The sequence below is a fragment of the Pseudomonas sp. Pse79 genome (genome assembly GCF_024519615.1).
Taxonomy (GTDB): Bacteria; Pseudomonadota; Gammaproteobacteria; order Pseudomonadales; family Pseudomonadaceae; genus Aquipseudomonas; species Aquipseudomonas veronii.
Map to the genome: position 1 here is coordinate 1 of NZ_JALJRR010000024.1, position 24698 is coordinate 24698.

22 protein-coding genes are annotated in these 24698 nt (G+C 60.8%); 15 read left to right on the top strand and 7 right to left on the bottom strand.

Translation table 11 applies throughout. The features are described from left to right. Positions 1-95: 95 nt before the first annotated feature. Complete coding sequence (locus NR164_RS24110) at positions 96-698, bottom strand: peroxiredoxin (RefSeq protein WP_017844622.1); 603 nt, start codon at positions 696-698, stop codon at positions 96-98. Between the two features lie 245 nt (positions 699-943). On the opposite strand from NR164_RS24110, the gene NR164_RS24115 reads away from it, so the two are divergent. Both NR164_RS24115 and bfr read left to right on the top strand, forming a co-directional pair. Then, entirely contained in the window at positions 944-1162 is a 219-nt protein-coding gene (locus tag NR164_RS24115; protein ID WP_026139755.1) for a bacterioferritin-associated ferredoxin, read from the top strand. Positions 1163-1363: 201 nt separating this feature from the next. Further along, entirely contained in the window at positions 1364-1834 is a 471-nt protein-coding gene (gene bfr / locus NR164_RS24120; RefSeq protein WP_017844621.1) for a bacterioferritin, read from the top strand. 171 nt (positions 1835-2005) lie between these two features. Here the strand turns inward: bfr and grxD are convergent, their stop codons facing one another. Beyond that, the gene (gene grxD, locus NR164_RS24125) at positions 2006-2344 is read right to left on the bottom strand and encodes a Grx4 family monothiol glutaredoxin (protein ID WP_046384543.1); all 339 of its coding nucleotides are present in this window, start codon (positions 2342-2344) and stop codon (positions 2006-2008) included. An 86-nt stretch (positions 2345-2430) separates the two neighbouring features. Further along, complete coding sequence (locus tag NR164_RS24130; RefSeq protein WP_256823346.1) at positions 2431-4539, bottom strand: molybdopterin oxidoreductase family protein; 2109 nt, start codon at positions 4537-4539, stop codon at positions 2431-2433. Positions 4540-4972: 433 nt separating this feature from the next. On the opposite strand from NR164_RS24130, the gene argF reads away from it, so the two are divergent. Both argF and NR164_RS24140 read left to right on the top strand, forming a co-directional pair. Continuing rightward, the gene (argF, locus tag NR164_RS24135; RefSeq protein WP_026139754.1) at positions 4973-5893 is read left to right on the top strand and encodes an ornithine carbamoyltransferase; all 921 of its coding nucleotides are present in this window, start codon (positions 4973-4975) and stop codon (positions 5891-5893) included. After that, entirely contained in the window at positions 5890-6999 is a 1110-nt protein-coding gene (locus tag NR164_RS24140) for an ABC transporter ATP-binding protein (RefSeq protein ID WP_079442950.1), read from the top strand. Before argF ends, NR164_RS24140 begins: the two co-directional genes overlap by 4 nt. 24 nt (positions 7000-7023) lie before the next feature. Here NR164_RS24140 and ybaK read toward each other — a convergent pair whose 3' ends face one another. Beyond that, complete coding sequence (gene ybaK / locus NR164_RS24145) at positions 7024-7494, bottom strand: Cys-tRNA(Pro) deacylase (RefSeq protein WP_017844616.1); 471 nt, start codon at positions 7492-7494, stop codon at positions 7024-7026. 327 nt (positions 7495-7821) lie between these two features. On the opposite strand from ybaK, the gene NR164_RS24150 reads away from it, so the two are divergent. The 11 genes from NR164_RS24150 to NR164_RS24200 all read left to right on the top strand — a co-directional run bounded on the left by NR164_RS24150 (position 7822) and on the right by NR164_RS24200 (position 20258). Beyond that, on the top strand, positions 7822-8676 hold the full coding sequence (locus tag NR164_RS24150) for an MIP/aquaporin family protein (protein WP_026139753.1): 855 nt from the start codon (positions 7822-7824) through the stop codon (positions 8674-8676). Between the two features lie 79 nt (positions 8677-8755). Next, positions 8756-10261: a glycerol kinase GlpK gene (gene glpK / locus NR164_RS24155; RefSeq protein ID WP_017844614.1), complete on the top strand. Its 1506-nt coding sequence runs from the start codon at positions 8756-8758 to the stop codon at positions 10259-10261. 95 nt (positions 10262-10356) lie between these two features. Further along, positions 10357-11112, top strand: coding sequence for a DeoR/GlpR family transcriptional regulator (locus tag NR164_RS24160; RefSeq protein ID WP_017844613.1), 756 nt, complete (start codon positions 10357-10359; stop codon positions 11110-11112). A gap of 275 nt (positions 11113-11387) precedes the next feature. Then, on the top strand, positions 11388-12926 hold the full coding sequence (gene glpD / locus NR164_RS24165) for a glycerol-3-phosphate dehydrogenase (RefSeq protein ID WP_256823347.1): 1539 nt from the start codon (positions 11388-11390) through the stop codon (positions 12924-12926). A 315-nt stretch (positions 12927-13241) separates the two neighbouring features. Beyond that, complete coding sequence (locus tag NR164_RS24170) at positions 13242-14168, top strand: glutamate/aspartate ABC transporter substrate-binding protein (RefSeq protein ID WP_017844611.1); 927 nt, start codon at positions 13242-13244, stop codon at positions 14166-14168. A 194-nt stretch (positions 14169-14362) separates the two neighbouring features. After that, positions 14363-15109, top strand: a complete 747-nt coding sequence (locus tag NR164_RS24175; protein WP_017844610.1) for an amino acid ABC transporter permease — start codon at positions 14363-14365, stop codon at positions 15107-15109. Continuing rightward, a complete protein-coding gene (locus tag NR164_RS24180) occupies positions 15109-15780 on the top strand; it encodes an amino acid ABC transporter permease (RefSeq protein ID WP_046384547.1) in 672 nt (223 codons plus the stop codon). The genes NR164_RS24175 and NR164_RS24180 overlap by 1 nt, the downstream gene beginning before the upstream one ends. After that, complete coding sequence (locus NR164_RS24185) at positions 15777-16511, top strand: amino acid ABC transporter ATP-binding protein (RefSeq protein ID WP_017844608.1); 735 nt, start codon at positions 15777-15779, stop codon at positions 16509-16511. Before NR164_RS24180 ends, NR164_RS24185 begins: the two co-directional genes overlap by 4 nt. Positions 16512-16670: 159 nt before the next feature. After that, the gene (locus NR164_RS24190; RefSeq protein ID WP_256823348.1) at positions 16671-18572 is read left to right on the top strand and encodes an ATP-binding protein; all 1902 of its coding nucleotides are present in this window, start codon (positions 16671-16673) and stop codon (positions 18570-18572) included. Further along, positions 18569-19909, top strand: coding sequence for a sigma-54 dependent transcriptional regulator (locus NR164_RS24195; protein WP_017844606.1), 1341 nt, complete (start codon positions 18569-18571; stop codon positions 19907-19909). The genes NR164_RS24190 and NR164_RS24195 overlap by 4 nt, the downstream gene beginning before the upstream one ends. 19 nt (positions 19910-19928) lie before the next feature. Next, positions 19929-20258: a GlpM family protein gene (locus NR164_RS24200; RefSeq protein ID WP_162231505.1), complete on the top strand. Its 330-nt coding sequence runs from the start codon at positions 19929-19931 to the stop codon at positions 20256-20258. A 131-nt stretch (positions 20259-20389) separates the two neighbouring features. Here NR164_RS24200 and NR164_RS24205 read toward each other — a convergent pair whose 3' ends face one another. From NR164_RS24205 to NR164_RS24215, 3 genes are read right to left on the bottom strand one after another with little or no spacing between them, the layout of a single operon-like run. Next, on the bottom strand, positions 20390-21787 hold the full coding sequence (locus tag NR164_RS24205) for a sigma-54 dependent transcriptional regulator (protein WP_256823349.1): 1398 nt from the start codon (positions 21785-21787) through the stop codon (positions 20390-20392). Continuing rightward, the gene (locus NR164_RS24210; RefSeq protein ID WP_046384549.1) at positions 21777-23546 is read right to left on the bottom strand and encodes a HAMP domain-containing sensor histidine kinase; all 1770 of its coding nucleotides are present in this window, start codon (positions 23544-23546) and stop codon (positions 21777-21779) included. Before NR164_RS24210 ends, NR164_RS24205 begins: the two co-directional genes overlap by 11 nt. Further along, positions 23546-24670 (bottom strand): GNAT family N-acetyltransferase, encoded by a 1125-nt coding sequence (locus NR164_RS24215; protein WP_017844602.1) that lies wholly within the window; start codon positions 24668-24670, stop codon positions 23546-23548. Before NR164_RS24215 ends, NR164_RS24210 begins: the two co-directional genes overlap by 1 nt. Positions 24671-24698: the final 28 nt, after the last annotated feature.

Sequence of the window (24698 nt, forward strand, 5' to 3'; positions counted from 1 at the left end):
AACACCCCGTGAAAGCGTAGCCCTCACAGGGTGTTGGGGGTGACCATCTCATTAACCGGCCTTCTCAGGCCGGTTTTTTTTACCGCAAACGTGGCTTACAGCTTGCCGGCGTTCTCGGTCAGGTAGGCTGCAACGCCTTCTGGCGAAGCGTTCATGCCTTTGTCGCCTTTTTTCCAGTTGGCAGGGCAGACTTCGCCGTGCTCTTCGTGGAATTGCAGCGCGTCGACCAGACGGATCAGCTCTTCCATGTTACGGCCCAGCGGCAGGTCGTTGATGATCTGCGAGCGCACAACGCCCTTGTCATCGATCAGGAACGCGCCACGGAACGCCACGCCGCCTTCGGACTCAACGTCGTAGGCCTTGGCGATGTCGTGCTTCATGTCGGCAGCCATGGTGTATTTGACTTTGCCGATGCCGCCATCGTTGATGGCAGTGTTGCGCCAGGCGTTGTGGGTGAAATGGGAGTCGATGGAAACCGCGACCACTTCAACGTTACGCGCCTTGAAATCGTCCATGCGGTGGTCCAGAGCGATCAGCTCCGAAGGGCAGACGAAAGTGAAGTCCAGCGGGTAGAAGAACACCAGGCCGTATTTGCCTTTGATGGCTTCAGACAGCTTGAAGCTGTCAACGATTTCGCCAGTGCCGAGAACGGCAGGTACGTCGAAATCCGGGGCTTGTTTGCCGACGAGTACGCTCATTGGATATCTCCTGATGCAGGGGTGACGATTGAAGTAAAAGGACCGGCCTCGAGTCTGCCGCGCATAAGCGACAAGCCTGTGACGCAGTCACGCTTCGTGAAGACCGACCATCATACACTGAAAAAACCGTTCGTCAGCGCACAGGCAAAGTCGCGGCCCAGCACGGCAAAACTACTTTGACAATCATTCTCGTTAACATTAAGATCCATCGCACTTAAGCCTTAAACCCGCGATGGTTCTCCCTTATGTATGTCTGCCTCTGCACTGGCGTCACCGACGGACAAATCCGCGAAGCAATCTACGAAGGTTGCTGCAGCTACAAGGAAGTGCGTGAAACGACCGGCGTTGCCAGCCAATGTGGCAAATGTGCTTGCCTCGCCAAGCAAGTGGTACGGGAAACCCTGACGCAGCTGCAAACAGCTCAGGTCGCGCTGCCCTATTCAGCAGAATTTACACACGCCTGAATCAACGTATTTTAAAGAGCCGGACTTAGTGTCCGGCTTTTTTATGCCCGCAATTCAATTAGTTAGGGCCAAGACGCGGAACATAAACATTCTTATTCAGATTAATTTTCATTTATTATTCAATAACTTAGGTTTGACACTCAGGGGTTCGCCACGCAGACTCCTGCTTATATACCGCGAATAAAGGGCAGGACCCCAATCATGAAAGGCGACATCTCAGTCATCCAGCAACTCAACAAAATCCTTGGCAATGAACTGGTCGCGATCAATCAGTACTTTCTGCATGCGCGCATGTATGACGATTGGGGCCTGGAAAAGCTGGGCAAGCGTGAGTACAAGGAATCGATCAAAGCCATGAAGGACGCCGATGCCCTGATCAAGCGCATCCTGTTCCTGGAAGGCCTGCCGAACGTACAGGACCTGGGCAAGCTGAACATCGGCGAGCACACCCACGAAATGATCAGCAGCGACCTGGGCTTCGAACGCAAGAGCCACAGCGAGCTCAAGGCCGCCATCGCTCACTGCGAAGTGACCAAGGACTTCGGCAGCCGCGAACTGCTGGAAGATATCCTGGAAGACCAGGAAGAACATATCGACTGGCTGGAAACCCAACTGGGCCTGATCGACAAGGTCAGCCTGGAGAACTACCTGCAATCGCAGATGGGTGAATAACCCTTATTCACGGTAGGCGCGAGTTTGCTCGCGAAAAACTCAAGGGCCCCGCATTCCATCAGGGGGCCCGCGTTATCGTTGACGTTCTTCGCGAGCAAGCTCGCTCCTACAGATGAAGCACAAAAAAGCCCCGCTCTCGTATGAGAAGCGGGGCTTTTTGTTGCAGGCCAATCAAGCTTCAGTCTGGGCTGCCGCTTTTGCCGCTGCGTCTTTGACCAACGTCTGCAACTCACCGTTCTCGAACATTTCACTGATGATGTCGCTGCCGCCGACCAGCTCACCGGCTACCCACAGTTGCGGGAAAGTCGGCCAGTTAGCGTACTTCGGCAGGTTCGCGCGAATTTCCGGGTTTTGCAGGATATCCACATAAGCGAATTTCTCGCCACATTTCATGATGGCTTGGGACGCTTTCGCGGAGAAGCCGCACTGCGGGGCATTGGGAGAGCCCTTCATGTAAAGCAGAATGGTGTTGTTGGCAATCTGCTCTTTGATCGTTTCGATGATATCCATGGAACACCTCGGCTGGAACTTTGCGACTCACAGGTCGGCACGGTGGCGCATTGTAACGCAAAATCCCAGCGTGGTGCTCGGAGACCTTATGCCGCAGCTACGTGGACCGGCACGCCGTTCAGCGCGGCATTGCCCGATAATTCATCCAACTGCCGCTCGTCGGTCAGGTCGTTCGCGCTGGCACCCGGTTGACGGCTGGCGATCGTCATCTGCACGCCCGGACGCCCGTGGCCCCAACCATGCGGCAGGCTGACCACGCCAGGCATCATGTCCAGGCTGGCCGCGACCTCGACCTCGATCATGCCGATGCGCGAACTGACCTTCACCCGCTGCCCGTCGCTCAATTGGCGGCGGGCCAGATCCTCCGGATGCATGAGCAGTTGGTGCCGGGGCTTGCCCTTCACCAGGCGGTGATAGTTATGCATCCAGGAATTGTTGCTGCGCACATGGCGGCGGCCGATCAACAGCAATTCGTCGGCCGGTGGCAGCGGTTGCGCCGCGAAGCGCGCGAGGTCCGCCAGAATCACGGCCGGCGCGGCCTGTACCCGGCCATTCGCGGTTTTCAGGCGCGCGGCGAGATTGGGCGTCAGGGGCCCCAGGTCCACGCCGTGGGGGTGTTCGGCGAGCATTGCCACCGACAATTGGTGGCTGGAAGCATCGCCATACACGCCGGCGCGCAGGCCGAAGTCGATCATCTGCGCCGGTGGCAGGGTCGGCTTGAGCACAACCCCGGTGTGCGCGGCAAACGCCTTGGCCAGGCCGACGAAGATCTCCCAGTCGTGCAGCGCGCCGTCAGGCTTGGGCAGGATCGCACGATTGAAACGGCTGACATTGCGCACCGCGAACATATTGAAGGTGGTGTCGTAGTGATCGTTTTCCAGCGCCGAGGTGGACGGCAGGATCAGGTCGGCATAACGCGTCGTCTCGTTGATGTAGAGATCGACGCTGACCATGAATTCCAGCCCATCCAGGGCCTGCTCCAACTGGCGACCATTCGGCGTCGATAGCACCGGATTACCGGCCACGGTGACCAGGGCGCGGATCTGTCCTTCACCTTCGGTGAGCATTTCTTCCGCCAACGCCGACACCGGCAACTCGCCACCGTACTCCGGACGCCCCGACACACGGCTCTGCCAACGATTGAAATGCCCGCCGGAGGTGGAGGCCACCAGGTCCACCGCTGGCGTGGTACACAAGGCGCCGCCTGGACGATCCAGGTTACCGGTGACCAGATTGATCAATTGCACCAGCCAATGGCACAGCGTGCCGAATGCCTGGGTCGAAACGCCCATGCGCCCGTAACACACGGCCCTGTCCGCCGCGGCAAAATCCCGCGCCAGCTGGCGGATCTGCTCGGCAGGCAGCGCGCACTGGCGGCTCATGGCCTCAGCGGTAAACCCGGCGATTGCGCGGCGCACGTCGTCCAGGCCGTCGACTGGCAAGTGACTGGCACGGGTCAGGTTTTCGGCAAACAACGTGTTGAGCAGTCCGAACAGCAACGCGGCGTCGCCACCGGGCCGTACAAACAGGTGCTGATCGGCAATCGCCGCCGTCTCGCTGCGCCGCGGGTCGACCACCACCACTTTGCCGCCCCGGGCCTGGATGGCCTTGAGGCGCTTCTCCACGTCGGGCACGGTCATGATGCTGCCGTTGGACGCCAGCGGGTTGCCGCCGAGGATCAGCATGAAGTCGGTGTGGTCAATATCCGGAATCGGCAACAACAGGCCATGGCCGTACATCAGGTGGCTGCTGAGGTGATGAGGCAACTGGTCGACCGACGTCGCGGAAAACCGGTTGCGTGTCTTGAGCAGGCCAAGGAAGTAATTGCTGTGGGTCATCAGCCCGTAGTTATGCACGCTGGGATTGCCCTGGTACACCGCCACTGAATTCTGTCCGTAGCGAGCCTGGATGCCCGCCAGTTTTTCGGCCACCAGCGCGAAGGCGTCTTCCCACGCAATCGGTTGCCATTCGCTACCCACCCGCAACATGGGTTGGTGCAGGCGGTCCGGGTCATTCTGGATATCCTGCAACGCCACAGCCTTGGGGCAGATATGCCCGCGACTGAAGGTGTCCAGTGGGTCGCCCTTGATCGACGTGATCGCCAGGCTGCCGTCTTCGGCTTGGGTGGTTTCCAGGGTCAGGCCACAGATGGCTTCGCACAGATGGCAGGCACGGTGGTGGAGAGTCTTGGTCATGGCCAGTCTCTTTATTAGGGCTTTGGCCTGACTATGGGCCGCGACTGCGGCGGGCACCAGCAACGTTCGTCGCGTGAATCGAAGGGCATCAGGCCAGGCCATGGGCAAGCGTGAGAAAATGTTTCAAAACCTGCGGAAGTGCCCCTGAAACCGACGCAGCCTGGCCTGGCCCCGCCCTCGCGGATTGCAAAAGGTCGCAGGGCCAGTGTACAAATGACCCGCTGCTGTCAGGAAATCGTCTTCAAAAGCGCTCTCGCGCCTGTCTGAACACCCCTAAACACCGTAGCCCTATTGGTAAGACGCGACATTTAATTATAAGATCGCGCCTTCCCCTATTTCGTCGCCCCGTGCGGCTTTCGCCGCAGGTCTCGCCCGTTTTCACAATAAACAAGGCTTTGAGTATCTGCGGTCTGTTGCAAAAAGGTAGTTAATGATGAGCGCAAGGCACTTTCTCTCCCTGATGGATTGCACGCCCGAAGAGCTGGTCAGCGTGATCCGTCGAGGCATTGAGCTTAAAGACCTGCGTAACCGCGGCGTACTGTTCGAGCCTTTGAAAAACCGCGTGCTCGGGATGATTTTCGAGAAATCGTCGACCCGCACCCGCTTGTCCTTCGAGGCCGGCATGATCCAGTTGGGTGGCCAGGCCATCTTCCTGTCGCCGCGTGACACCCAGCTGGGCCGTGGCGAGCCAATCAGCGATTGCGCGATCGTCATGTCGCGCATGCTTGATGCGGTGATGATCCGGACCTTTGCCCACAGCACCCTGACCGAATTTTCCGCGAACTCCCGGGTACCGGTGATCAACGGCCTGTCCGATGACCTGCACCCGTGCCAGTTGCTGGCCGACATGCAAACCTTCCTCGAGCACCGTGGCTCGATCCAGGGCAAGACCGTGGCCTGGATCGGCGACGGCAACAACATGTGCAACAGTTATATAGAAGCGGCGATCCAGTTCGACTTCCACCTGCGCATCGCCTGCCCGGAAGGCTTCGAACCGTCCGCCGAATTCCTGGCCAAAGCCGATGGTCGCGTGCAGATCCTGCGTGATCCAAAAGACGCGGTGGTCGGCGCGCACCTGGTAAGCACCGATGTCTGGACCTCCATGGGCCAGGAAGACGAAACCGCCAAGCGCCTGAAGCTGTTTGCACCGTTCCAGGTCACCCGCGCCCTGCTCGACCTGGCCGCGCCGGACGTGCTGTTCATGCACTGCCTGCCTGCCCACCGTGGCGAAGAAATCAGCCTCGATCTGCTCGACGACCCGCGTTCGGTCGCCTGGGACCAGGCAGAAAACCGTCTGCATGCACAAAAGGCCCTGCTCGAATTTCTGGTCGAACCGGCGTACCACCACGCATGAGCAAGCCATTACTGCTGAACCTGCGCAATCTGGCATGCGGCTATCAAGATCAGCGGGTGGTACAGAACCTCAACCTGCACCTCAACGCCGGCGACATCGGTTGCCTGCTCGGCTCCTCGGGGTGCGGCAAGACCACCACCCTGCGTGCGATCGCAGGGTTCGAACCGGTACACGAAGGCGAAATCAGCCTGGCCGGCGAAGTCATCTCCAGTGCTGGGTTCACCCTGGCGCCGGAGAAACGTCGCATCGGCATGGTGTTCCAGGACTACGCGCTGTTTCCCCACCTGAGCGTGGCCGACAACATCGCCTTTGGCATTCGCAAGCACCCGCAGAAAGACCGCGTGGTCGCCGAATTGCTGGAGCTGGTCAACCTGAAGAACCTGGGCAAGCGTTTTCCCCACGAGCTGTCCGGTGGTCAGCAACAACGCGTGGCCCTCGCCCGCGCCTTGGCGCCGGAGCCGCAATTGTTGCTGCTCGACGAACCCTTCTCCAACCTCGATGGCGAGCTGCGACGCAAGCTCAGCCATGAGGTGCGCGACATTCTCAAGGCACGTGGCACCAGTGCGATCCTGGTGACCCATGACCAGGAAGAAGCATTTGCCGTGAGTGACCACGTCGGCGTGTTCAAGGAAGGTCGCCTGGAGCAGTGGGATACGCCCTACAACCTCTATCACGAACCGCTCACACCCTACGTCGCAAGCTTTGTCGGCCAGGGCTATTTCATCCGTGGCCAATTGTGTACGCCGGAATCGGTCAGCACCGAGCTCGGCGACCTGCGCGGCAACCGCGCGTATAGCTGGCCGCCAGGTGGCGCCGTGGATGTATTGCTGCGCCCGGACGACATCGTCTACGCACCGGACAGCGCATTGAAAGCGCGGATCGTCGGCAAGACGTTCCTCGGCGCCTCGACCTTGTACCGCCTGCAACTGCCGACGGGCGCTCAGTTGGAGTCGATCTTCCCCAGCCACGCCGACCATCAGGTCGGTGCCGACGTGGGGATCCGCGTCGCCGTCGAACACCTGGTGCTGTTCCGGGCTTCCGGCAGCACGGCGGCGCAGATTCCGCACACCGATTCGGGTGTGCGGCGCTACAGCCCCGCCAACTGAAGAAACCCGCTCCAGCCTTCGAACTCAGGCCCGGCCGATCGGCGCGAACGTGGCCTGGGTATGCTCGGCCAGAACCGCTGCGGACAACTCCACTTCCAACCCCCGTCTCCCGGCGCTGACAAAAATCGTCGGGAACGGCTGCGCGGTAATATCAATAAAGGTGCGCAAACGCTTTTTCTGTCCCAGCGGGCTGATCCCCCCCAGCAGATAGCCAGTGGAACGCTGCGCCGCCGCCGGGTCGGCCATCTCGACTTTTTTCACCCCGGCGGCGTGCGCCAGGGCTTTCAAGTCCAGACTTCCGACGACCGGCACCACCGCCACCAATAATTCGCCCTTCTCGCTGCTCGCCAGCAAGGTCTTGAACACCTGCGCCGGGTCCAGACCCAACTTTTCCGCGGCCTCCAGGCCATACGAGGCAGCTTTGGGATCGTGTTCATAACTGTGAATGCGATGTTCGGCGCGAACTTTTTTCAACAAATCCAATGCAGGGGTCATGGACGCTCCAGGCGTGGCAAACGGATGGCCAATTCTAGGCCAAGCCCACACAAAACGCTCTAGTACGCCCCTCACTCATGGCAATACTTACTGTGGCGAGCGTGATCATTCATCAAACCTATAGTTCGAAAATGACTGATAGTTCACTTTCGACCTTTGACAGCAGTCATTCTTGTCTATATTTTTTCGTTTCCGAATACTGTAGGAATACATCCGCAGCATTCCAGCAGTAAGCCGTGCCCGGGATGGGGATCCTCGACACGGTGAAAATCGCGCAAGGCCCGTTGAGGCCAGACGCCAGACAAGAACAACAAATTGAGGTTTTCCATGACAACTGCACTTCAACAGCCTTCACTTTCGAGCCAATGCATGGCCGAATTCCTGGGGACTGCGCTTCTGATCTTCTTCGGTACCGGTTGTGTCGCTGCGCTCAAGGTCGCGGGTGCCAGCTTTGGCTTATGGGAAATCAGTATCATCTGGGGGATCGGCGTGAGCATGGCGATCTACCTGAGCGCGGGCATCTCCGGGGCACATCTGAACCCGGCGGTCAGCATCGCCCTGTGTCTCTTTGCCGATTTCGACAAGCGCAAACTGCCCTTCTATATCCTCGCCCAAGTCGCCGGCGCCTTCTGCTCCGCGGCCCTGGTGTACACGCTCTACAGCAACCTGTTTTTCGATTACGAACAAACCCACCATCTGGTGCGCGGCACCCAGGCCAGCCTGGAACTGGCCTCGGTATTCTCGACTTATCCCCATGCACTGCTGAGCACGGCCCAGGCCTTCCTGGTGGAAATGGTCATCACCGCGATCCTGATGGGCGTGATCATGGCCCTGACCGACGATAACAACGGCCTGCCACGCGGCCCGTTGGCACCGCTGCTGATCGGCTTGCTGATCGCGGTGATTGGCAGCGCGATGGGCCCGCTGACCGGCTTTGCGATGAACCCGGCACGGGATTTCGGGCCCAAGCTGATGACCTTTTTCGCCGGTTGGGGTGAAATGGCCTTTACTGGCGGGCGTGATATTCCCTACTTCCTGGTGCCGATTTTCGCACCGATCGTCGGTGCATGCCTGGGGGCTGCAGCGTATCGCGGGCTGATTGCCCGTCACCTGCCAAGCGCCGCACCCGCTGTCGCCGAAACCGAAGACAGCGCCGTCAACGGCAACACCCGCATTTCCTGATAGCCAGCCTGGTCCACCCTGCCCCTTCGTGGCCCAGGCGGTTTACCCACTTCCTTATTTCTCGTCCAAGGCAATCGACATGACCGACATTCAGAATAAGAACTACATCATTGCCCTCGATCAGGGCACCACCAGTTCCCGGGCGATCATCTTCGATCGTGACGCCAACGTGGTCTGCACCGCCCAACGTGAGTTCGCCCAGCATTACCCGCAAGCGGGCTGGGTCGAACATGACCCGATGGAAATCTTCGCGACCCAGAGCGCGGTGATGGTCGAAGCCCTGGCCCAGGCCGGCCTGCACCATGACCAGGTCGCCGCCATCGGTATCACCAACCAGCGCGAAACCACCGTGGTCTGGGACAAAGTCACCGGCCGCCCGATCTACAACGCCATCGTTTGGCAGTGCCGCCGCAGCACCGAGATCTGCCAGCAGCTCAAGCGTGATGGCCACGAGCAATACATCAGCGACACCACCGGCCTGGTCACCGACCCGTACTTCTCCGGCACCAAGCTCAAGTGGATTCTCGATAACGTCGAAGGCAGCCGCGAACGTGCGCGCAACGGCGAGCTGCTGTTCGGCACCATCGACAGCTGGCTGATCTGGAAATTCACCGGCGGCAAGACCCACGTCACCGACTACACCAACGCCTCGCGCACCATGCTCTTCAACATCCACACCCTGGAGTGGGACGCGAAGATGCTGGACATCCTCGATGTGCCGCGGGAAATGCTGCCGGAAGTGAAATCTTCGTCGGAAATCTACGGCCGCACCAAGAGTGGCATTGCCATCGGCGGCATCGCCGGTGACCAGCAGGCCGCGTTGTTCGGCCAGATGTGCGTGGAACCGGGCCAGGCCAAGAACACCTACGGCACCGGTTGCTTCCTGCTGATGAACACCGGCGACAAAGCGGTGAAATCCAAGCACGGCATGCTCACCACCATCGCCTGCGGCCCGCGTGGCGAAGTGGCCTACGCCCTGGAAGGCGCCGTGTTCAACGGTGGTTCCACCGTACAGTGGCTGCGCGACGAGCTGAAAATCATCAACGACGCCCACGACACCGAATACTTCGCCGGCAAGGTCAAGGACAGCAACGGCGTGTACCTGGTGCCCGCGTTCACCGGCCTGGGCGCGCCGTATTGGGACCCGTATGCCCGTGGCGCGTTGTTCGGCCTGACCCGTGGCGTGCGCGTGGATCACATTATTCGCGCAGCTCTGGAGTCGATTGCCTACCAGACCCGCGACGTATTGGACGCGATGCAGCAGGACTCCGGCGAACGCCTTAAATCCCTGCGCGTGGACGGCGGCGCGGTGGCCAACAACTTCCTGATGCAGTTCCAGGCCGATATCCTCGGCACCCAGGTCGAACGCCCGCAAATGCGCGAAACCACAGCACTCGGCGCCGCCTACCTGGCGGGCCTGGCCTGCGGCTTCTGGGGCAGCCTGGAAGAATTGCGCGGCAAAGCGGTGATCGAGCGCGAATTCGAACCCCAGCTCGAAGAAGCGGCCAAGGAGAAACTCTACGCCGGCTGGCAAAAAGCGGTGAGCCGCACCCGTGATTGGGAACCGCACGAAGGCGCTGAATAAGCCCTTCGCCGGAACCACTTAGGGTTGTAACTGGCAGGGAGCAGATTCCTGCGTCATCATGGGCCACTTTTGTATGGCAGCCCAAAGGACGCCCAATGAATCTGCCTCCCCGCCAGCAACAAATCCTCGAACTGGTCCGCGAACGCGGCTACGTCAGTATCGAGGAAATGGCGCAGTTGTTCGTTGTCACCCCGCAAACCATCCGCCGCGATATCAACCAGCTGGCGGACGCCAACCTGTTGCGCCGCTACCACGGCGGCGCAGCCTATGATTCCAGCGTCGAAAACACCGCATACGCCATGCGGGCCGACCAGATGCGCGACGAGAAACAGCGCATCGGCGAAGCGATCGCCGCACAAATCCCCGACCATGCCTCGCTGTTCATCAACATCGGCACCACCACCGAATCCATCGCCCGTGCGTTGCTCAACCACAATCACCTGAAAATCATCACCAACAACCTCAACGTCGCCACCATGCTCAGCGCCAAGGACGACTTCGACGTGCTGCTGACTGGCGGGAGTGTGCGACGTGACGGCGGCGTGGTGGGCCAGGCCAGCGTCGACTTTATCAACCAGTTCAAGGTCGATTTCGCCCTGGTCGGCATCAGCGGTATCGATGAAGACGGCAGCCTGCTCGACTTCGACTACCAGGAAGTGCGGGTTTCCCAGGCGATCATCGCCAATGCGCGCAAGGTGATCCTGGCGGCTGACTCGAGCAAATTCGGGCGCAATGCCATGATTCGCCTGGGCCCGATCAGCCTGGTGGACTGCCTGGTGACTGACCAGCAGCCGGTGCCGGCGCTGGTGCAGTTGTTGAACCAGCATAAGGTTCGCCTGGAAGTCGTCTAGCGCCTGCACTGATGCTATCGGGGGCAAGCCCCCTCCCACACTTTGATGTGTGAACCCATTCAAATGTGGGAGGGGCTTGCCCCCGATAGCGATTGATCCAGCCCCCATTTCCTTGAGCCTTCCCCAGGCACATGTTCACAAATTTTCCTTTTCTCGCCCTTCGATGAGTTTTTTCAATCGAAGTCGGGTGGCTGTGGGCGCGTTTATCAGCTACCATTTTCGGAAATGAACATTAATGTTCGATTTCCAATACGAAAAGATCGCGAGGCCAGCCGATGAACCCTTCCACCTTGCCTGCTCCACCGCTTGCCGAAGTCTATGACGTTGCCGTAATCGGTGGCGGGATCAATGGCGTCGGCATTGCAGCAGACGCAGCCGGGCGCGGGTTGTCGGTATTCCTTTGCGAAAAGGACGACCTGGCCAGCCACACGTCTTCCGCCAGCAGCAAGCTGATCCACGGCGGCCTGCGTTACCTCGAACACTACGAATTCCGCCTGGTGCGCGAAGCCCTGGCCGAACGCGAAGTCCTGCTGGCCAAGGCCCCGCACATCGTCAAGCAGATGCGCTTTGTGTTGCCGCACCGCCCGCACCTGCGTCCGGCGTGGATGATCCGCGCCGGCCTGTTCCTGTATGACCACCTGGGCAAGCGCGAAAAGCTCGCCGGTTCGAAAAGCCTCAAGTTCGGTCCCGACAGCCCGCTGAAAAGCGAAATCACCAAAGGCTTCGAATATTCCGACTGCTGGGTCGATGACGCCCGCCTGGTGGTGCTCAACGCCATGGCCGCGCGTGAAAAAGGCGCACACATCCACACCCAAACCCGCTGCGTCAGCGCGTACCGCAGCAAGGGCCTGTGGGAAATGAACATGGAACGCACCGACGGCAGCCTGTTCTCGATCCGCGCCAAGGCGCTGGTGAACGCCGCCGGGCCGTGGGTCGCCAAATTCATCAAGGAAGACTTGAAGCTGGATTCGCCCTACGGCATCCGTCTGATCCAGGGCAGCCACCTGATCGTGCCGAAACTGTACGAAGGCGCCCACGCGCACATCCTGCAGAACGAAGACCAGCGCATTGTGTTCACGATTCCATACCTGGACCACCTGACCATCATCGGCACCACCGACCGCGAATACACCGGCGATCCGGCGAAAGTGGCGATTACCGAAGGTGAAACCGACTACTTGCTCAAGGTGGTCAACGCTCACTTCAAGAAACAACTGAGCCGCGACGACATCGTCCACACCTACTCCGGCGTGCGCCCGCTGTGCAACGATGAGTCGGACAACCCGTCGGCCATCACCCGCGACTACACCCTGTCGCTCTCCGGCGGCGCTGGTGAGGCGCCGATCCTGTCGGTGTTCGGCGGCAAACTGACCACCTACCGCAAACTCGCCGAGTCGGCGATGGCTCACCTGGCGCCCTATTTCACACAGATGCGCCCAAGCTGGACCGCCACCGCCAGCCTGCCGGGCGGCGAAGACATGAGCACGCCGCAAGCCCTCGCTACGGCCATCCGTACCCAGTTCGACTGGGTGCCAAGCGAAATCGCGCGGCGCTGGTCCACCACCTACGGCAGCCGCACCTGGCGCCTGCTCGAAGGCGTGCAATCGCTGGCCGACCTCGGCGACCACCTCGGTGGCGGCCTGTACACCCGCGAAGTCGACTACCTGTGCGCCGAAGAATGGGCGACCCAACCCGAGGACGTGCTGTGGCGCCGCACCAAGCTTGGCCTGTTCACCACTCCGGAAGAACAGGCCAATGTGCGGCGTTATCTGTCCAAGGTTGAGCATAACCGCAGCAAGATCCAGGCGGCCTGACAGACTGCTCGTACAAAAGCCCCTGCGCCGCAAGGCCCAGGGGCTTTTTCATATCGGTTCAGCCATTCGGTTTTCCGAACAGCATTCCCCTGCGCGATTCGGTTTGCCGGATCTGGCCGTTATAAATCCTCGCTCATAAAAAGTTAATTCCTATATAAATCATACTGTTAACCTTTTAGTCGTGGACTGGCACGACTCATGCTCTACACTTCAGGACGATTGCCTGAGATGCCTCAGGAGCCGTCACGGGCATTCGCTGTATAAGAGAGCCGCTTAACCGGCTTCATAAAAAAAACAAATGTCGAGGAAGTATTGATGCGCATCGTTCCCCATATTTTGGGCGCAGCTATCGCTGCCGCTCTGATCAGCACTCCAGTTTTCGCCGCCGAACTCACCGGCACGCTGAAAAAAATCAACGACTCGGGCACCATCACCCTCGGGCACCGCGACAGCTCCATTCCGTTTTCCTACATCGCGGATGGTTCGGGTAAACCGGTGGGCTACTCCCACGACATTCAGCTGGCTATCGTCGAAGCCCTGAAAAAAGACCTGAACAAGCCCCAGCTGCAGGCCAAGTACAACCTGGTCACTTCCCAGACCCGTATCCCGCTGGTGCAGAACGGCACCGTGGACATCGAGTGCGGTTCCACCACCAACAACGCCGAGCGCGCCCAGCAAGTGGCGTTCACCACCAATATCTTCGAAATCGGCACCCGCCTGCTGGTCAAGAAAGACAAGGATGGCAAGCCGTCCTATAGCGACTTCGCCGACCTCAAAGGCAAAAACGTCGTGACCACCGCCGGCACCACGTCCGAGCGCATCATCAAGGCGATGAACGCCGACAAGCAGATGGGCATGAACGTCATCTCCGCCAAAGACCACGGCGAGTCCTTCCAGATGCTGGAAAGCGGCCGCGCCGTTGCCTTCATGATGGACGACGCCCTGCTGGCCGGTGAAGAAGCCAAGGCCAAGAAGCCGAATGACTGGGTTATCACTGGTACTCCGCAGTCCTTCGAAGCCTACGCCTGCATGGTTCGCAAAGAAGATCCTGCGTTCAAGAAAGCCGTGGATGACGCCATCGTCGCGCTCTACAAATCCGGTGAAATCAACAAGATTTATAGCAAGTGGTTCGAAAGCCCGATCCCACCAAAAGGCCTGAACCTGAACTTCCCGATGAGCGACAAGGTCAAGGAACTGATCGCCAATCCGAGCGATAAGCCTGCGCCTGACGTAAAAATCTGATTTCTGGCTAACCTTATCTCCTGAGGGAGCCACTCCTCCCTCAGGCGTCTGTTACTACCTGCTGGCTATATTTTGGAACACTCGACCGGGCGGTTTTCGAGCCGATCGTGTGTGCCTGGCGTTCACCGTCAGGCGGGAACGGATTTTCCCCAAGCGGGTGCTTGTACATCGATCGATCTCGAGGGGAGACCCTAATGAATTACAACTGGGACTGGGGCGTGTTCTTCAAGTCCACTGGCGTTGGCAGCGAGACTTATCTCGACTGGTACATCGCCGGCCTGGGCTGGACCATTGCCATCGCCGTCGTGGCATGGATCATCGCCTTGCTGCTGGGCTCCATGCTGGGGGTCATGCGTACCGTGCCAAACCGTATCGTATCGGGCATCGCCACCTGCTACGTGGAACTGTTCCGCAACGTGCCGCTGCTGGTGCAGCTGTTCATCTGGTACTTCCTGATACCCGACCTGCTGCCGCAAAACCTGCAGGACTGGTACAAGCAAGACCTGAACCCGACCACCTCGGCCTACCTGAGCGTTGTGGTGTGCCTGGGCCTGTTCACCGCCGCCCGTGTCTGCGAGCAGGTACGCACCGGCATCCAGGCGCTGCCGCGTGGCCAGGAAGCCGCCGCCCGCGCCATGGGTTTCAAGCTGCCGCAGATCTACTGGAACGTGCTGCTGCCGCAGGCTTACCGGATCATCATTCCGCCGCTCACCTCGGAATTCCTCAACGTGTTCAAGAACTCCTCCGTGGCGTCCTTGATCGGCCTGATGGAATTGCTGGCACAAACCAAGCAGACCGCCGAATTCTCGGCCAACCTGTTTGAAGCCTTCACCCTGGCCACGCTGATCTACTTCACCCTGAACATGAGCCTGATGTTGCTGATGCGCCTGGTCGAGAAGAAAGTCGCCGTGCCCGGCCTGATCTCCGTGGGGGGTAAATAATGGAATTCGATTTCAGCGGCATCATCCCCGCGATCCCCGGCCTGTGGAACGGCATGGTCATGACCTTGCAGTTGATGGTCATGGGCGTGGTCGGCGGTATTGTCCTCGGCACGATCCTGGCGTTGATGCGCCTGTCGTCCAGCAAGTTGCTGTCACGCCTGGCCGGCGCCTACGTGAACTATTTCCGCTCGATCCCGTTGCTGCTGGTCATCACCTGGTTCTACCTGGCGGTGCCCTTCGTGCTGCGCTGGATCACCGGCGAAGACACGCCGATCGGTGCGTTCACCTCCTGCGTCGTGGCCTTCATGATGTTCGAGGCCGCGTACTTCTGTGAAATCGTGCGGGCCGGCGTGCAGTCGATCCCCAAGGGCCAGATGGCGGCCGCGCAGGCCATGGGCATGACTTACGGTCAGACCATGCGCCTGATCATCCTGCCCCAGGCGTTCCGCAAGATGACCCCGTTGCTGCTGCAACAGAGCATCATCCTGTTCCAGGACACCTCGCTGGTCTACACCGTGGGCCTGGTGGATTTCCTCAACTCCGCCCGTTCCAACGGCGACATCATCGGCCGCTCCAATGAGTTCCTGATCTTCGCCGGTGTCGTCTACTTCATCATCAGCTTTTCCGCCTCGCTGCTGGTCAAGCGTCTGCAAAAAAGGTTTGCCGTATGATCTCTATCAAAAACGTCAACAAGTGGTATGGCGACTTCCAGGTGCTGACCGATTGCAGCACCGAGGTTAAAAAAGGCGAAGTGATCGTGGTGTGCGGGCCGTCCGGCTCGGGTAAATCCACCCTGATCAAGTGCGTCAACGCGCTGGAACCGTTCCAGAAAGGCGACGTGATCGTCGACGGCACGTCCATCGCCGACCCGAAGACCAACCTGCCGAAACTGCGCTCGCGCGTCGGCATGGTGTTCCAGCACTTCGAGCTGTTCCCGCACCTGACCATCACCGAAAACCTGACCATCGCGCAGATCAAGGTGCTCGGCCGCAGCAAGGAAGAAGCCACCAAGAAGGGCCTGCAACTGCTTGATCGCGTCGGCCTGTCGGCGCACGCCCACAAGCACCCTGGCCAGCTTTCCGGTGGCCAGCAGCAACGTGTGGCGATTGCCCGCGCCCTCGCCATGGACCCGATCGTCATGCTGTTCGACGAACCGACCTCGGCCCTCGACCCGGAAATGGTCAACGAAGTGCTGGACGTGATGGTGCAACTGGCCCAGGAAGGCATGACCATGATGTGCGTGACCCACGAAATGGGCTTCGCCCGCAAAGTGGCCGACCGCGTGATCTTCATGGACGCCGGCAAGATCATCGAAGACTGCCCGAAAGAAGAGTTCTTCGGCGACATCAGCGCCCGCTCCGAACGCGCGCAGCACTTCCTCGAGAAAATCCTGCAGCACTAAAAAAGCCACAGCTTGCTCCTCCTGTAGGAGCGAGCTTGCTCGCAAAAAACGGCAACGATGACGCGCACATCCTGGATGAACGCGGTGCCCTTGGTTTTTTCGCGATCAAGCTCGCTCCTACAGGAAGGGGTGAGCGGTAGCTGACCCAAGGCATCTGTGATGAAATGCGACCCCAACCTCTATCGCGCCGCGCCGCCATCACTTGCCGTGAAGCCTCGTCTGATCCGCCAACTGTTCCTGCCGCCGTTGATCATCGCCCTGATGATCGGCCTGGGTTATATCGGCTTCTGGATCAGTGAGTACTATGGCATCCGCACCCTCAGCGATACCGGCGAACGCCAGCTGGAGCTGCATGCCCGCACCGTCGAAAGCGAACTGAGCAAATACACGTACCTGCCCAGCCTCCTGGAACTCGAATCCAGCGTGTCCACGCTGCTGGCCGAGCCGAACCAGGACACCCGCAAGACCGTCAACGACTACCTCGAAGGCCTGAACCGGCGCAGCCGCAGTCGGGCCATCTATGTGATGGACACCACCGGCCGCGTACTGGCCACCAGCAACTGGCGCGATGCCGACAGCTACCAGGGTGAAGACCTGTCCTTCCGCGCCTATTTCCAGAACGCCGTGCGCGGCCAGCCCGGGCGTTTCTATGGCATCGGCAGCACCAATGGCGAACCCGGCTACTACCTGGCCCACGGCCTGGAAGAGCACGGCAAGATCATCGGCGTCGCTGTGGTCAAGGTCCGCCTCGAAGCCCTGGAGGAACGCTGGAAACGCGCGCGTCTCGAAGCGTTTGTCAGCGACGAGAACGGTATCATCATCCTTTCCAGCGACCCGGCCCGCCGCCTCAAGGCCGTGCGCCCCCTGAGCGATGAGACCAAGGACCGCCTGGCGCACAGCCTGCAATATTACTGGGCGACGCTGAACGAGCTGGAGCCCCTGGCCCGCGAGCGCCTCAACGAAGGCACAGAAAAACTGACCTTTCCGGCCAACAGCGAAGTGGTGGCCGACGAACACGAAGTCAGCTACCTGGCCCAGACCCGGCCGCTGAGCGACACGCCGTGGAATTTCACCCTGCTCACCCCGCTCAACGACCTGCGCCGTGCAGCGATCAACCAGGGCATCCTGGTGGCCGTCGCCTTTGGCCTGGTGGCGCTCCTGCTGATTGCCTGGAACGAACGACGCAAAGTCATCGCCACCCGCCTCGCCGCCCGGGAAGCCTTGCAGGAAGCCAACAGCCAGCTGGAACGCCGGATTGCCGAACGCACCGCCGACCTGCGCGCGAGCAACGAGCGCCTCAAGGGGCAGATTCGCGAACGCCGCCAGGCCGAGGAAACCCTGCGCCGCGCCCAGGATGAGCTGGTGCAGGCGGGCAAGCTGGCGGCCATCGGCCAGATGTCCACCAGCATCGCCCACGAATTGAACCAGCCCCTCGCCGCGTTGCGCACGTTGTCCGGCAATACCGTGCGCTTCCTCGAACGCGGCGCGCTGGATACCGCCAGCGCCAACCTCAAGACCATCAACGAATTGATCGACCGCATGGGCCGCATCACCGCCAGCCTGCGCTCCTTCGCGCGGCGCGGCGACGACCAGGGCGAAGCCAACCTGGGCAAGGCCGTGGATGCCGCGTTCCAAGTGCTCGGCGCACGCCTCGACAGCCTGCCGCTGACGCTGCACCGCAACTTTGCCCCGGCCCAATTGCAGATCGACCAGACGCGCCTGGAGCAGATCCTGGTCAACCTGATCGGCAACGCCCTCGATGCCATGCAAGCACAACCGGCGCCGGAACTGTGGCTGGAAGGCCACGAAGCCGACGGCAAATACCGCCTGCAGGTGCGCGATAACGGCCATGGCATCGACCCCGAGGCGCGCAAGCATCTGTTCGAACCGTTCTTCACCACCAAACCCGGCGAGCAAGGCCTGGGCCTTGGCCTTACGTTGTCCGCCAGCCTGGCCGCGGCCACCGGCGGCAACCTCGCCGTGGAGCATCCCGTCGGTGGTGGTACTGCCTTTGTCCTGAGCCTGCCGCTGGCGGGCGCTCAAACAGCCGAGTCGTCATGAACGTAGAAAAAAACCCTGACCTCACCGTCCTGATCGTCGAAGACGACCCCCACGTGCTGCTCGGCTGCCAGCAAGCCCTGGCACTGGAAGACATCCCCAGCGTCGGCGTGGGCAGTGCCGAAGAGGCGCTCAAGCGCATCGGCGAGAACTTTGCTGGCATCGTCATCAGCGATATCCGCCTGCCGGGTATCGACGGCCTGGAACTGCTCACCCGCCTCAAGGCCCTGGATAAAAGCCTGCCGGTGGTATTGATTACCGGGCACGGCGATATTTCCATGGCGGTCGGCGCCATGCGCAACGGCGCCTATGACTTCATGGAAAAACCCTTCTCTCCCGAACGCCTGGTCGACGTCGCGCGCCGCGCCCTGGAACAGCGCGGGCTGGCGCGGGAAGTCTGGGCGCTGCGCCGCCAGTTGGCCGAGCGCGACTCCCTGGAAGGACGCATCATCGGCCGCTCGCCGGCAATGCAGAATCTGCGCGAATTGATCGCCAACGTCGCGGATACGTCGGCCAACGTGCTGATCGAAGGCGAGACCGGCACCGGCAAGGAACTGGTCGCGCGGTGCCTGCATGATTTCAGCCGACGCCACGCTCACCCGTTCGTCGCGCTGAACTGCGGCGGCCTGCCGGAGAACCTGTTCGAAAGCGAGATTTTCGGCCACGAAGCCAACGCCTTTACCGGCGCCGGTAAACGTCGGATCGGCAAGATCGAGCACGCCCACGAAGGCACGCTGTTTCTCGATGAAGTGGAAAGCATGCCGATCAACCTGCAGATCAAGCTGCTGCGCGTGTTGCAGGAACGCACCCTCGAACGCCTGGGTTCGAACCAGAGCGTGGCGGTGGATTGCCGGGTGATCGCTGCCACCAAATCCGACCTCGACGAATTGAGCCGCGCCAGCCAGTTCCGTAGCGACCTGTACTACCGCCTCAACGTCGTGACCCTGGAACTGCCGCCTTTGCGCGAACGCCGCGAAGACATCCTGCAACTGTTCGAACACTTCCTGCAGCAATCATCCCTGCGCTTCGACCGCAGCGTGCCGGACCTCGACAACCAGACCCTATCCAACCTGATGAGCCACGACTGGCCGGGCAACGTGCGTGAACTGCGCAACGTCGCCGAGCGCTTCGCCCTGGGCCTGCCCGCCTTCAAGAAAAGCGGCGCCAGCAGCGGCAGCCAGGGCCTGGCCTTCACCGAAGCGGTGGAAGCCTTCGAACGCAACCTGCTCAACGACGCCCTGCAACGCAGCGGCGGCAACCTGACCCAGGCCAGCCAGGAACTGGGAATGGCCAAGACCACCCTGTTCGACAAGGTCAAGAAATACGGTTTGAGCCACTGAGGAACCGCGCGTGGATCTGATATTGAAGGCCGCCCTGGGCGCGGCGGTGGTGCTGATACTGGCCGCGTTGGCCAAGACCCGGAATTACTACATCGCCGGGTTGGTGCCGCTGTTCCCGACCTTTGCGCTGATCGCCCATTACATCGTCGGCAAAGGCCGTTCGGTGGACGATTTGAAGACCACCATCCTGTTCGGGATGTGGTCGATCATTCCGTACTTTGTGTACCTGGCGACGCTCTACGTGCTGGTCGATCGCCTGCGCCTGGAAGCCTCTTTAGCCGTAGCAGCGCTAGCGTGGTTGATGGCAGCGACTGTTCTGGTCAGCGTCTGGGTACGCCTGCAGACCTGACACACCACAATCCAAATGTGGGAGGGGGCTTGCCCCCGATGGCGGTGGATCAGATACACATAGGCTGTCTGACCCACTGCTATCGGGAGCAAGCCCCCTCCCACATTTAGAACAGTGCTGTGCCAGGCAACTCAGCGGACTATTTTGTCGACCTGAATCCCCAGCTTCTTCAGGCGATACCAGAAGCTGCGCTCGGAAATCCCGATCTTCGCCGCCGCGGCCGCCTGTACGCCATTGCTCTCGTGCAATGCCGCCTGGATGTAGGCTTTCTCCACCTCCGCCAGCGCCGCATCCAGGTCCTGGGGAATGCCCGGTCCGTCGCTGAGGATCGCCGTCACGCCGCCCTCGCGGGGCTTGGACGCGAACAGATAACCCGGCAAGTCGATATCTTCAATCACCGGCGATGACGCCACGATCGTCGCGCGTTCCACACAGTTCTGCAGCTCGCGGATATTGCCCGGCCAGTGATACGCCGTCATGGCCTGCAAGGCCTCGGGGCTGAAACCGGTGATGCGTTTACCCGCGGTGACGCTCAAGGTCTGGGCGAAGTGCCGGGCCAGGGGCGCGATGTCTTCCACGCGCTCGCGCAAGGGCGGCAGCGGGATCGGGAACACGTTGAGGCGGTAATACAAGTCCTCGCGAAACTCCTTGTTGGCCACCGCCTCCAACAGGTTCTTGTTGGTGGCGGCGATCACGCGCACGTCCACCTTGCGCTCGCGGGGGTCGCCCACCGGCTCGATCACCCGCTCCTGCAAGGCGCGCAGAATCTTGGCCTGCAGCGCCAGCGGCATGTCGCCCACTTCGTCGAGAAACAGCGTGCCCTTGTCGGCCTGCATAAAACGCCCGACCCGGTCGGCCACGGCACCGGTGAAGGCGCCCTTGCGATGGCCGAACATTTCGCTTTCCAGCAGCCCTTCGGGAATCGCCGCGCAATTGACCGCGACGAACGGTTTGTCGGCCCGGCTGCCGTGCTTGTGGATGGCGCGGGCGACCATTTCCTTGCCGGTGCCGCTTTCGCCGGTCAGCAGGATCGTTGCGCTGCTGTCGCGCACCGAATCCACTGCCTGCAACACCTTGCGAAACGCCGGGCTGTCGCCCACCAGGCTGTCGAACTGCGCCTGCTCGTCCAGCTCGGCGCGCATGCGGGCGTTGTCGCGCATGATGTCGCGAAACTGCAGGGCCTTGGCCACGGTGATGTCCAGCTCGTCGATATCGAACGGCTTGGCAATGTAGTCATACGCACCGTTGCGCATCGACTGTACGGCGTTTTTCACCGTGCTGTAGGCGGTCATCACGATCACCGGCACCTGGGAATAGCGCGCCTTGATCTCGGCCAGCAGCGCCGGACCGTCCATGCCCGGCATGCGCCAGTCGCTGATCACCAGGTCGATGTCTTCCTGCTCCAGCACTTTGAGCGCGTGCAGGCCGTTACCCGCCGTGAACACCTGTACGCCATTCTGGCTGAGGGCCGACGACAACAGGTCACAGAGCTTGGGCTCGTCGTCGACCACCAATATGTTATGCGTCATGAGTGTCCTCGTCGTCTTCGCCGATTGCCGGAATGTACAGGCTGAACGTAGCGCCGGCATCATTCTCGCTGATGCATTCGATGCTACCGTCGTGACTTTCCATGATCGAATAGACTTTGGCCAGGCCCAGGCCGGTGCCGGAGGCCTTGGTGGTGACGAACGGGGTGAAGATGCGCTCGATCATATCCGCCGGGATACCCTGGCCGGTGTCGGCGACGCTGATGACTGTGTTGTCGCCCATCGAACGAATGCCCAGGGTCAGGCGGCCACCTTCGGGCATTGCATCGATAGCGTTGAGAATCAGGTTGAGGCAGGCCTGTTTGAGCTGCTTGGCGTCGGCATAGATGGTCGCGCCAGGCGCCTGGTCGTCGATGTGGGCGTCGATTTTGTGGCTGGCCAGTTCCGGGCTGCAGAAGCCGAGGATCTCCTCCACCAGCGCGCGCGCCGGTTGCAATACGCGCAGCGGCGCGTTGGGTTTGGCGAAATCGAGAAACTCGGTGATCAGGTCGTTGATCCGGCTGACTTCGCTGATCACATATTCCAGGTGGCGCTTGTCGGCTTCCGGCAAGTCGGCGCGACGGTGCAGCAGTTGGGTGGCAGTCTTGATGATCCCCAGCGGGTTACGGATTTCGTGGGCCAGGCCCATGGCGACTTCACCCAGGGCATGCAGGCGGTCGCGCCGGCGCAGTTGGGCTTCGAGGTGATGCAACTCCCCCAGCCGTTCGGTCATATGGTTGAAGGTGCTGCTCAATTGCGCCAGCTCATCGCCGCCGCTGACCACCACACGGTGGGCATAATTGCCCGAGATCACGGCGCTCACGCCCTGGGACAGATCGCGCAACGGTTGGGTCAAGCGCCGCGACACCAGCAGCCCCGCCGCCAGGGACAGTGCCGAGCTGAGCAGGAAAATCAGCACGAACAGGTTGCTCTGGTTCACCAGCCCGACCAGGCTGGTATGGCGCAGCAGGCCGCTGAAGATCACGCCTTGCAGCTCGCCGGCATCGTTGAAGATCGGCCAGTACAAACCGCTGTATTTGTTGGTGAACTGTTCGCTGGGTTGCTTGCTGCTGCGCATCTCGGCTTCGACGCCTTTCGGGATGTGCGAGGGGTGATCCATGAAGCGCTGGGTCGAGAAAATTTCCGAGAAACCGCCGGGGTTGGCCAGGTACAGGCGCAGGTCGAGGGAATGTACGTCGGCTACGCTGGTGAGGAAACTGCTGTCCAGGTAGGTGGCCACCAGCAGCACGTAGTCAACGCCGTCCTGGCTGGTCTCGAACGTCGAGACCACGATGCCGGTATTCACCCCCGCCACTTGCACGGTCTGCAATGCGGCGTTGCTGGTCAGGTTGATCTGCTTGACGATGTCATTGGGCGCGGTGCTGAACACCACCCGGTGGTCACTGCTGCGAATCAGGGCCACCACGTCGATGTCCGTGGCTTCGGCGATATCGGCGGCGAGCCTGTCGTGCTTGGCCGCCTCCCGGCTGGAGGGCGGGCTGGCGTAGCGCAGGAACAATTTCGCCATGCGCGCGTTGTCATGCAGGATGTCGCCGATCTCGTCCTTGACGATCTTGGTCGATTCCTGCAGCCAGATCCGCACGTTGCTGTCGAAAATCTGCGACAGCGTGGTGGCGGCCAGCTCGGCCGCAATCATGGTCGGAATCACACTGACCAGCCAGAACGCCAGCACCAACTTGCGCTGGACGCTCCAGCGCGAAATGGCAAAGGGGCGGGCTTTCTGGCGGGTCTTGGTGATCATCAGGTTTCGCTTATCGCAGCAGCCATGGCAGGGTCGGAACGATCCGGTCGAAGAAACATTTTCACGAGTCTGAGCAGGCCGTTGACCAGCCGGTTACGGTGGCGGAAGAACAGGCTGTTGCCCTGGAACTCGCACCCCAGCCGCAGCTTACTGGCATATCCGGCCTGGCCACACTCATACAACGCAATATTGTGTTGGATACAGTAGTCGACATTGGTCAACCAACTACGGAAGTAGAGGTTGTAGTCACGGGTAAACTCCACGTCGTGCCCGAAGAACTTGTCGACCAGCCGATGCTCGTCCACCAGCATCAGGTTGAACGCCACCAAGTGCTCGTCGACCCAGTAAAGAACACAGACCGCGCGTTGTTCAAGGCGTTCGAGCACGCCGGTGAAATAACTCGCGGGCAAGCGTTCGAACTGCAGCTCGGCACGGGTCAGCGTGGCTTCGTACAGGCGCATGACCTCGGGCAGCACATCGTCGATGTTGCGCCGCCACTCCACCCTTGGGCCTGGCGCGCGCAGTTTACGCCGCAAGTCCTTGCGCGTGGATTTGCCCAGCGAACCCAGGTAAGCGTCCACCGAGCCGTAAGGCAGCGGCAATAATCCCGTGGGCAAGCTCGGCATGCTTTGAAAGCCAGCCGCGCGGCAACTGTCGGCCCAGTGCGGGTCCTGCGTCGGGGCATCCTTGACCGCCACCAGGCCGATGCCGAACTCATCGGCGTCCTGGCGCGCCGCCAGCAGCAGGTGCTTGAGTAACAGCGCGCGCCGAACCTCAGGCACGCCACTGGCAAACCCAGCGTCACAACGCTCGGCCACCGGCGAACCGATGGCGTACAGCCCCACTTGCAAAACACCCGGCCACAGCCGCTCCAGCCGCGAGGTCAAGCGCTTGCCGACGCCCGACACCGTGGTATCGAGGCGGTAATGGGTGATGAACGCGGCCGCCACGGCCACCAGCGCGCCGTCTTCAAATACCGCCAGGTAGCGCCATTGAAAATCGTCGATCGCGGCGTTTTCCACGGCAACGTAGTAGTCCCAGTCCTCCAGCGCACCGGGAAAACAGTCGTTCCAGGCACTGCGCCGGATGGCCCGGATGGTCGGGAAGGCTTGGGTGGTTATCACATCGAATCCTTTGTAGCGAGGGAGCGTA

What these genes read in the sequence shown, in the direction of transcription:
- NR164_RS24185 (WP_017844608.1), top strand. Translation starts at nt 15,777, where the DNA reads ATGATCTCTATCAAAAACGTCAACAAGTGGTATGGCGACTTCCAGGTG.
- NR164_RS24190 (WP_256823348.1), top strand. Translation starts at nt 16,671, where the DNA reads ATGAAATGCGACCCCAACCTCTATCGCGCCGCGCCGCCATCACTTGCC.
- NR164_RS24195 (WP_017844606.1), top strand. Translation starts at nt 18,569, where the DNA reads ATGAACGTAGAAAAAAACCCTGACCTCACCGTCCTGATCGTCGAAGAC.
- NR164_RS24150 (WP_026139753.1), top strand. Translation starts at nt 7,822, where the DNA reads ATGACAACTGCACTTCAACAGCCTTCACTTTCGAGCCAATGCATGGCC.
- NR164_RS24140 (WP_079442950.1), top strand. Translation starts at nt 5,890, where the DNA reads ATGAGCAAGCCATTACTGCTGAACCTGCGCAATCTGGCATGCGGCTAT.
- NR164_RS24115 (WP_026139755.1), top strand. Translation starts at nt 944, where the DNA reads ATGTATGTCTGCCTCTGCACTGGCGTCACCGACGGACAAATCCGCGAA.
- NR164_RS24210 (WP_046384549.1), bottom strand. Translation starts at nt 23,546, where the DNA reads ATGATCACCAAGACCCGCCAGAAAGCCCGCCCCTTTGCCATTTCGCGC.
- NR164_RS24180 (WP_046384547.1), top strand. Translation starts at nt 15,109, where the DNA reads ATGGAATTCGATTTCAGCGGCATCATCCCCGCGATCCCCGGCCTGTGG.
- glpD (WP_256823347.1), top strand. Translation starts at nt 11,388, where the DNA reads ATGAACCCTTCCACCTTGCCTGCTCCACCGCTTGCCGAAGTCTATGAC.
- NR164_RS24175 (WP_017844610.1), top strand. Translation starts at nt 14,363, where the DNA reads ATGAATTACAACTGGGACTGGGGCGTGTTCTTCAAGTCCACTGGCGTT.
- NR164_RS24205 (WP_256823349.1), bottom strand. Translation starts at nt 21,787, where the DNA reads ATGACGCATAACATATTGGTGGTCGACGACGAGCCCAAGCTCTGTGAC.
- ybaK (WP_017844616.1), bottom strand. Translation starts at nt 7,494, where the DNA reads ATGACCCCTGCATTGGATTTGTTGAAAAAAGTTCGCGCCGAACATCGC.
- NR164_RS24130 (WP_256823346.1), bottom strand. Translation starts at nt 4,539, where the DNA reads ATGACCAAGACTCTCCACCACCGTGCCTGCCATCTGTGCGAAGCCATC.
- glpK (WP_017844614.1), top strand. Translation starts at nt 8,756, where the DNA reads ATGACCGACATTCAGAATAAGAACTACATCATTGCCCTCGATCAGGGC.
- NR164_RS24160 (WP_017844613.1), top strand. Translation starts at nt 10,357, where the DNA reads ATGAATCTGCCTCCCCGCCAGCAACAAATCCTCGAACTGGTCCGCGAA.
- bfr (WP_017844621.1), top strand. Translation starts at nt 1,364, where the DNA reads ATGAAAGGCGACATCTCAGTCATCCAGCAACTCAACAAAATCCTTGGC.
- NR164_RS24170 (WP_017844611.1), top strand. Translation starts at nt 13,242, where the DNA reads ATGCGCATCGTTCCCCATATTTTGGGCGCAGCTATCGCTGCCGCTCTG.
- argF (WP_026139754.1), top strand. Translation starts at nt 4,973, where the DNA reads ATGAGCGCAAGGCACTTTCTCTCCCTGATGGATTGCACGCCCGAAGAG.
- NR164_RS24110 (WP_017844622.1), bottom strand. Translation starts at nt 698, where the DNA reads ATGAGCGTACTCGTCGGCAAACAAGCCCCGGATTTCGACGTACCTGCC.
- grxD (WP_046384543.1), bottom strand. Translation starts at nt 2,344, where the DNA reads ATGGATATCATCGAAACGATCAAAGAGCAGATTGCCAACAACACCATT.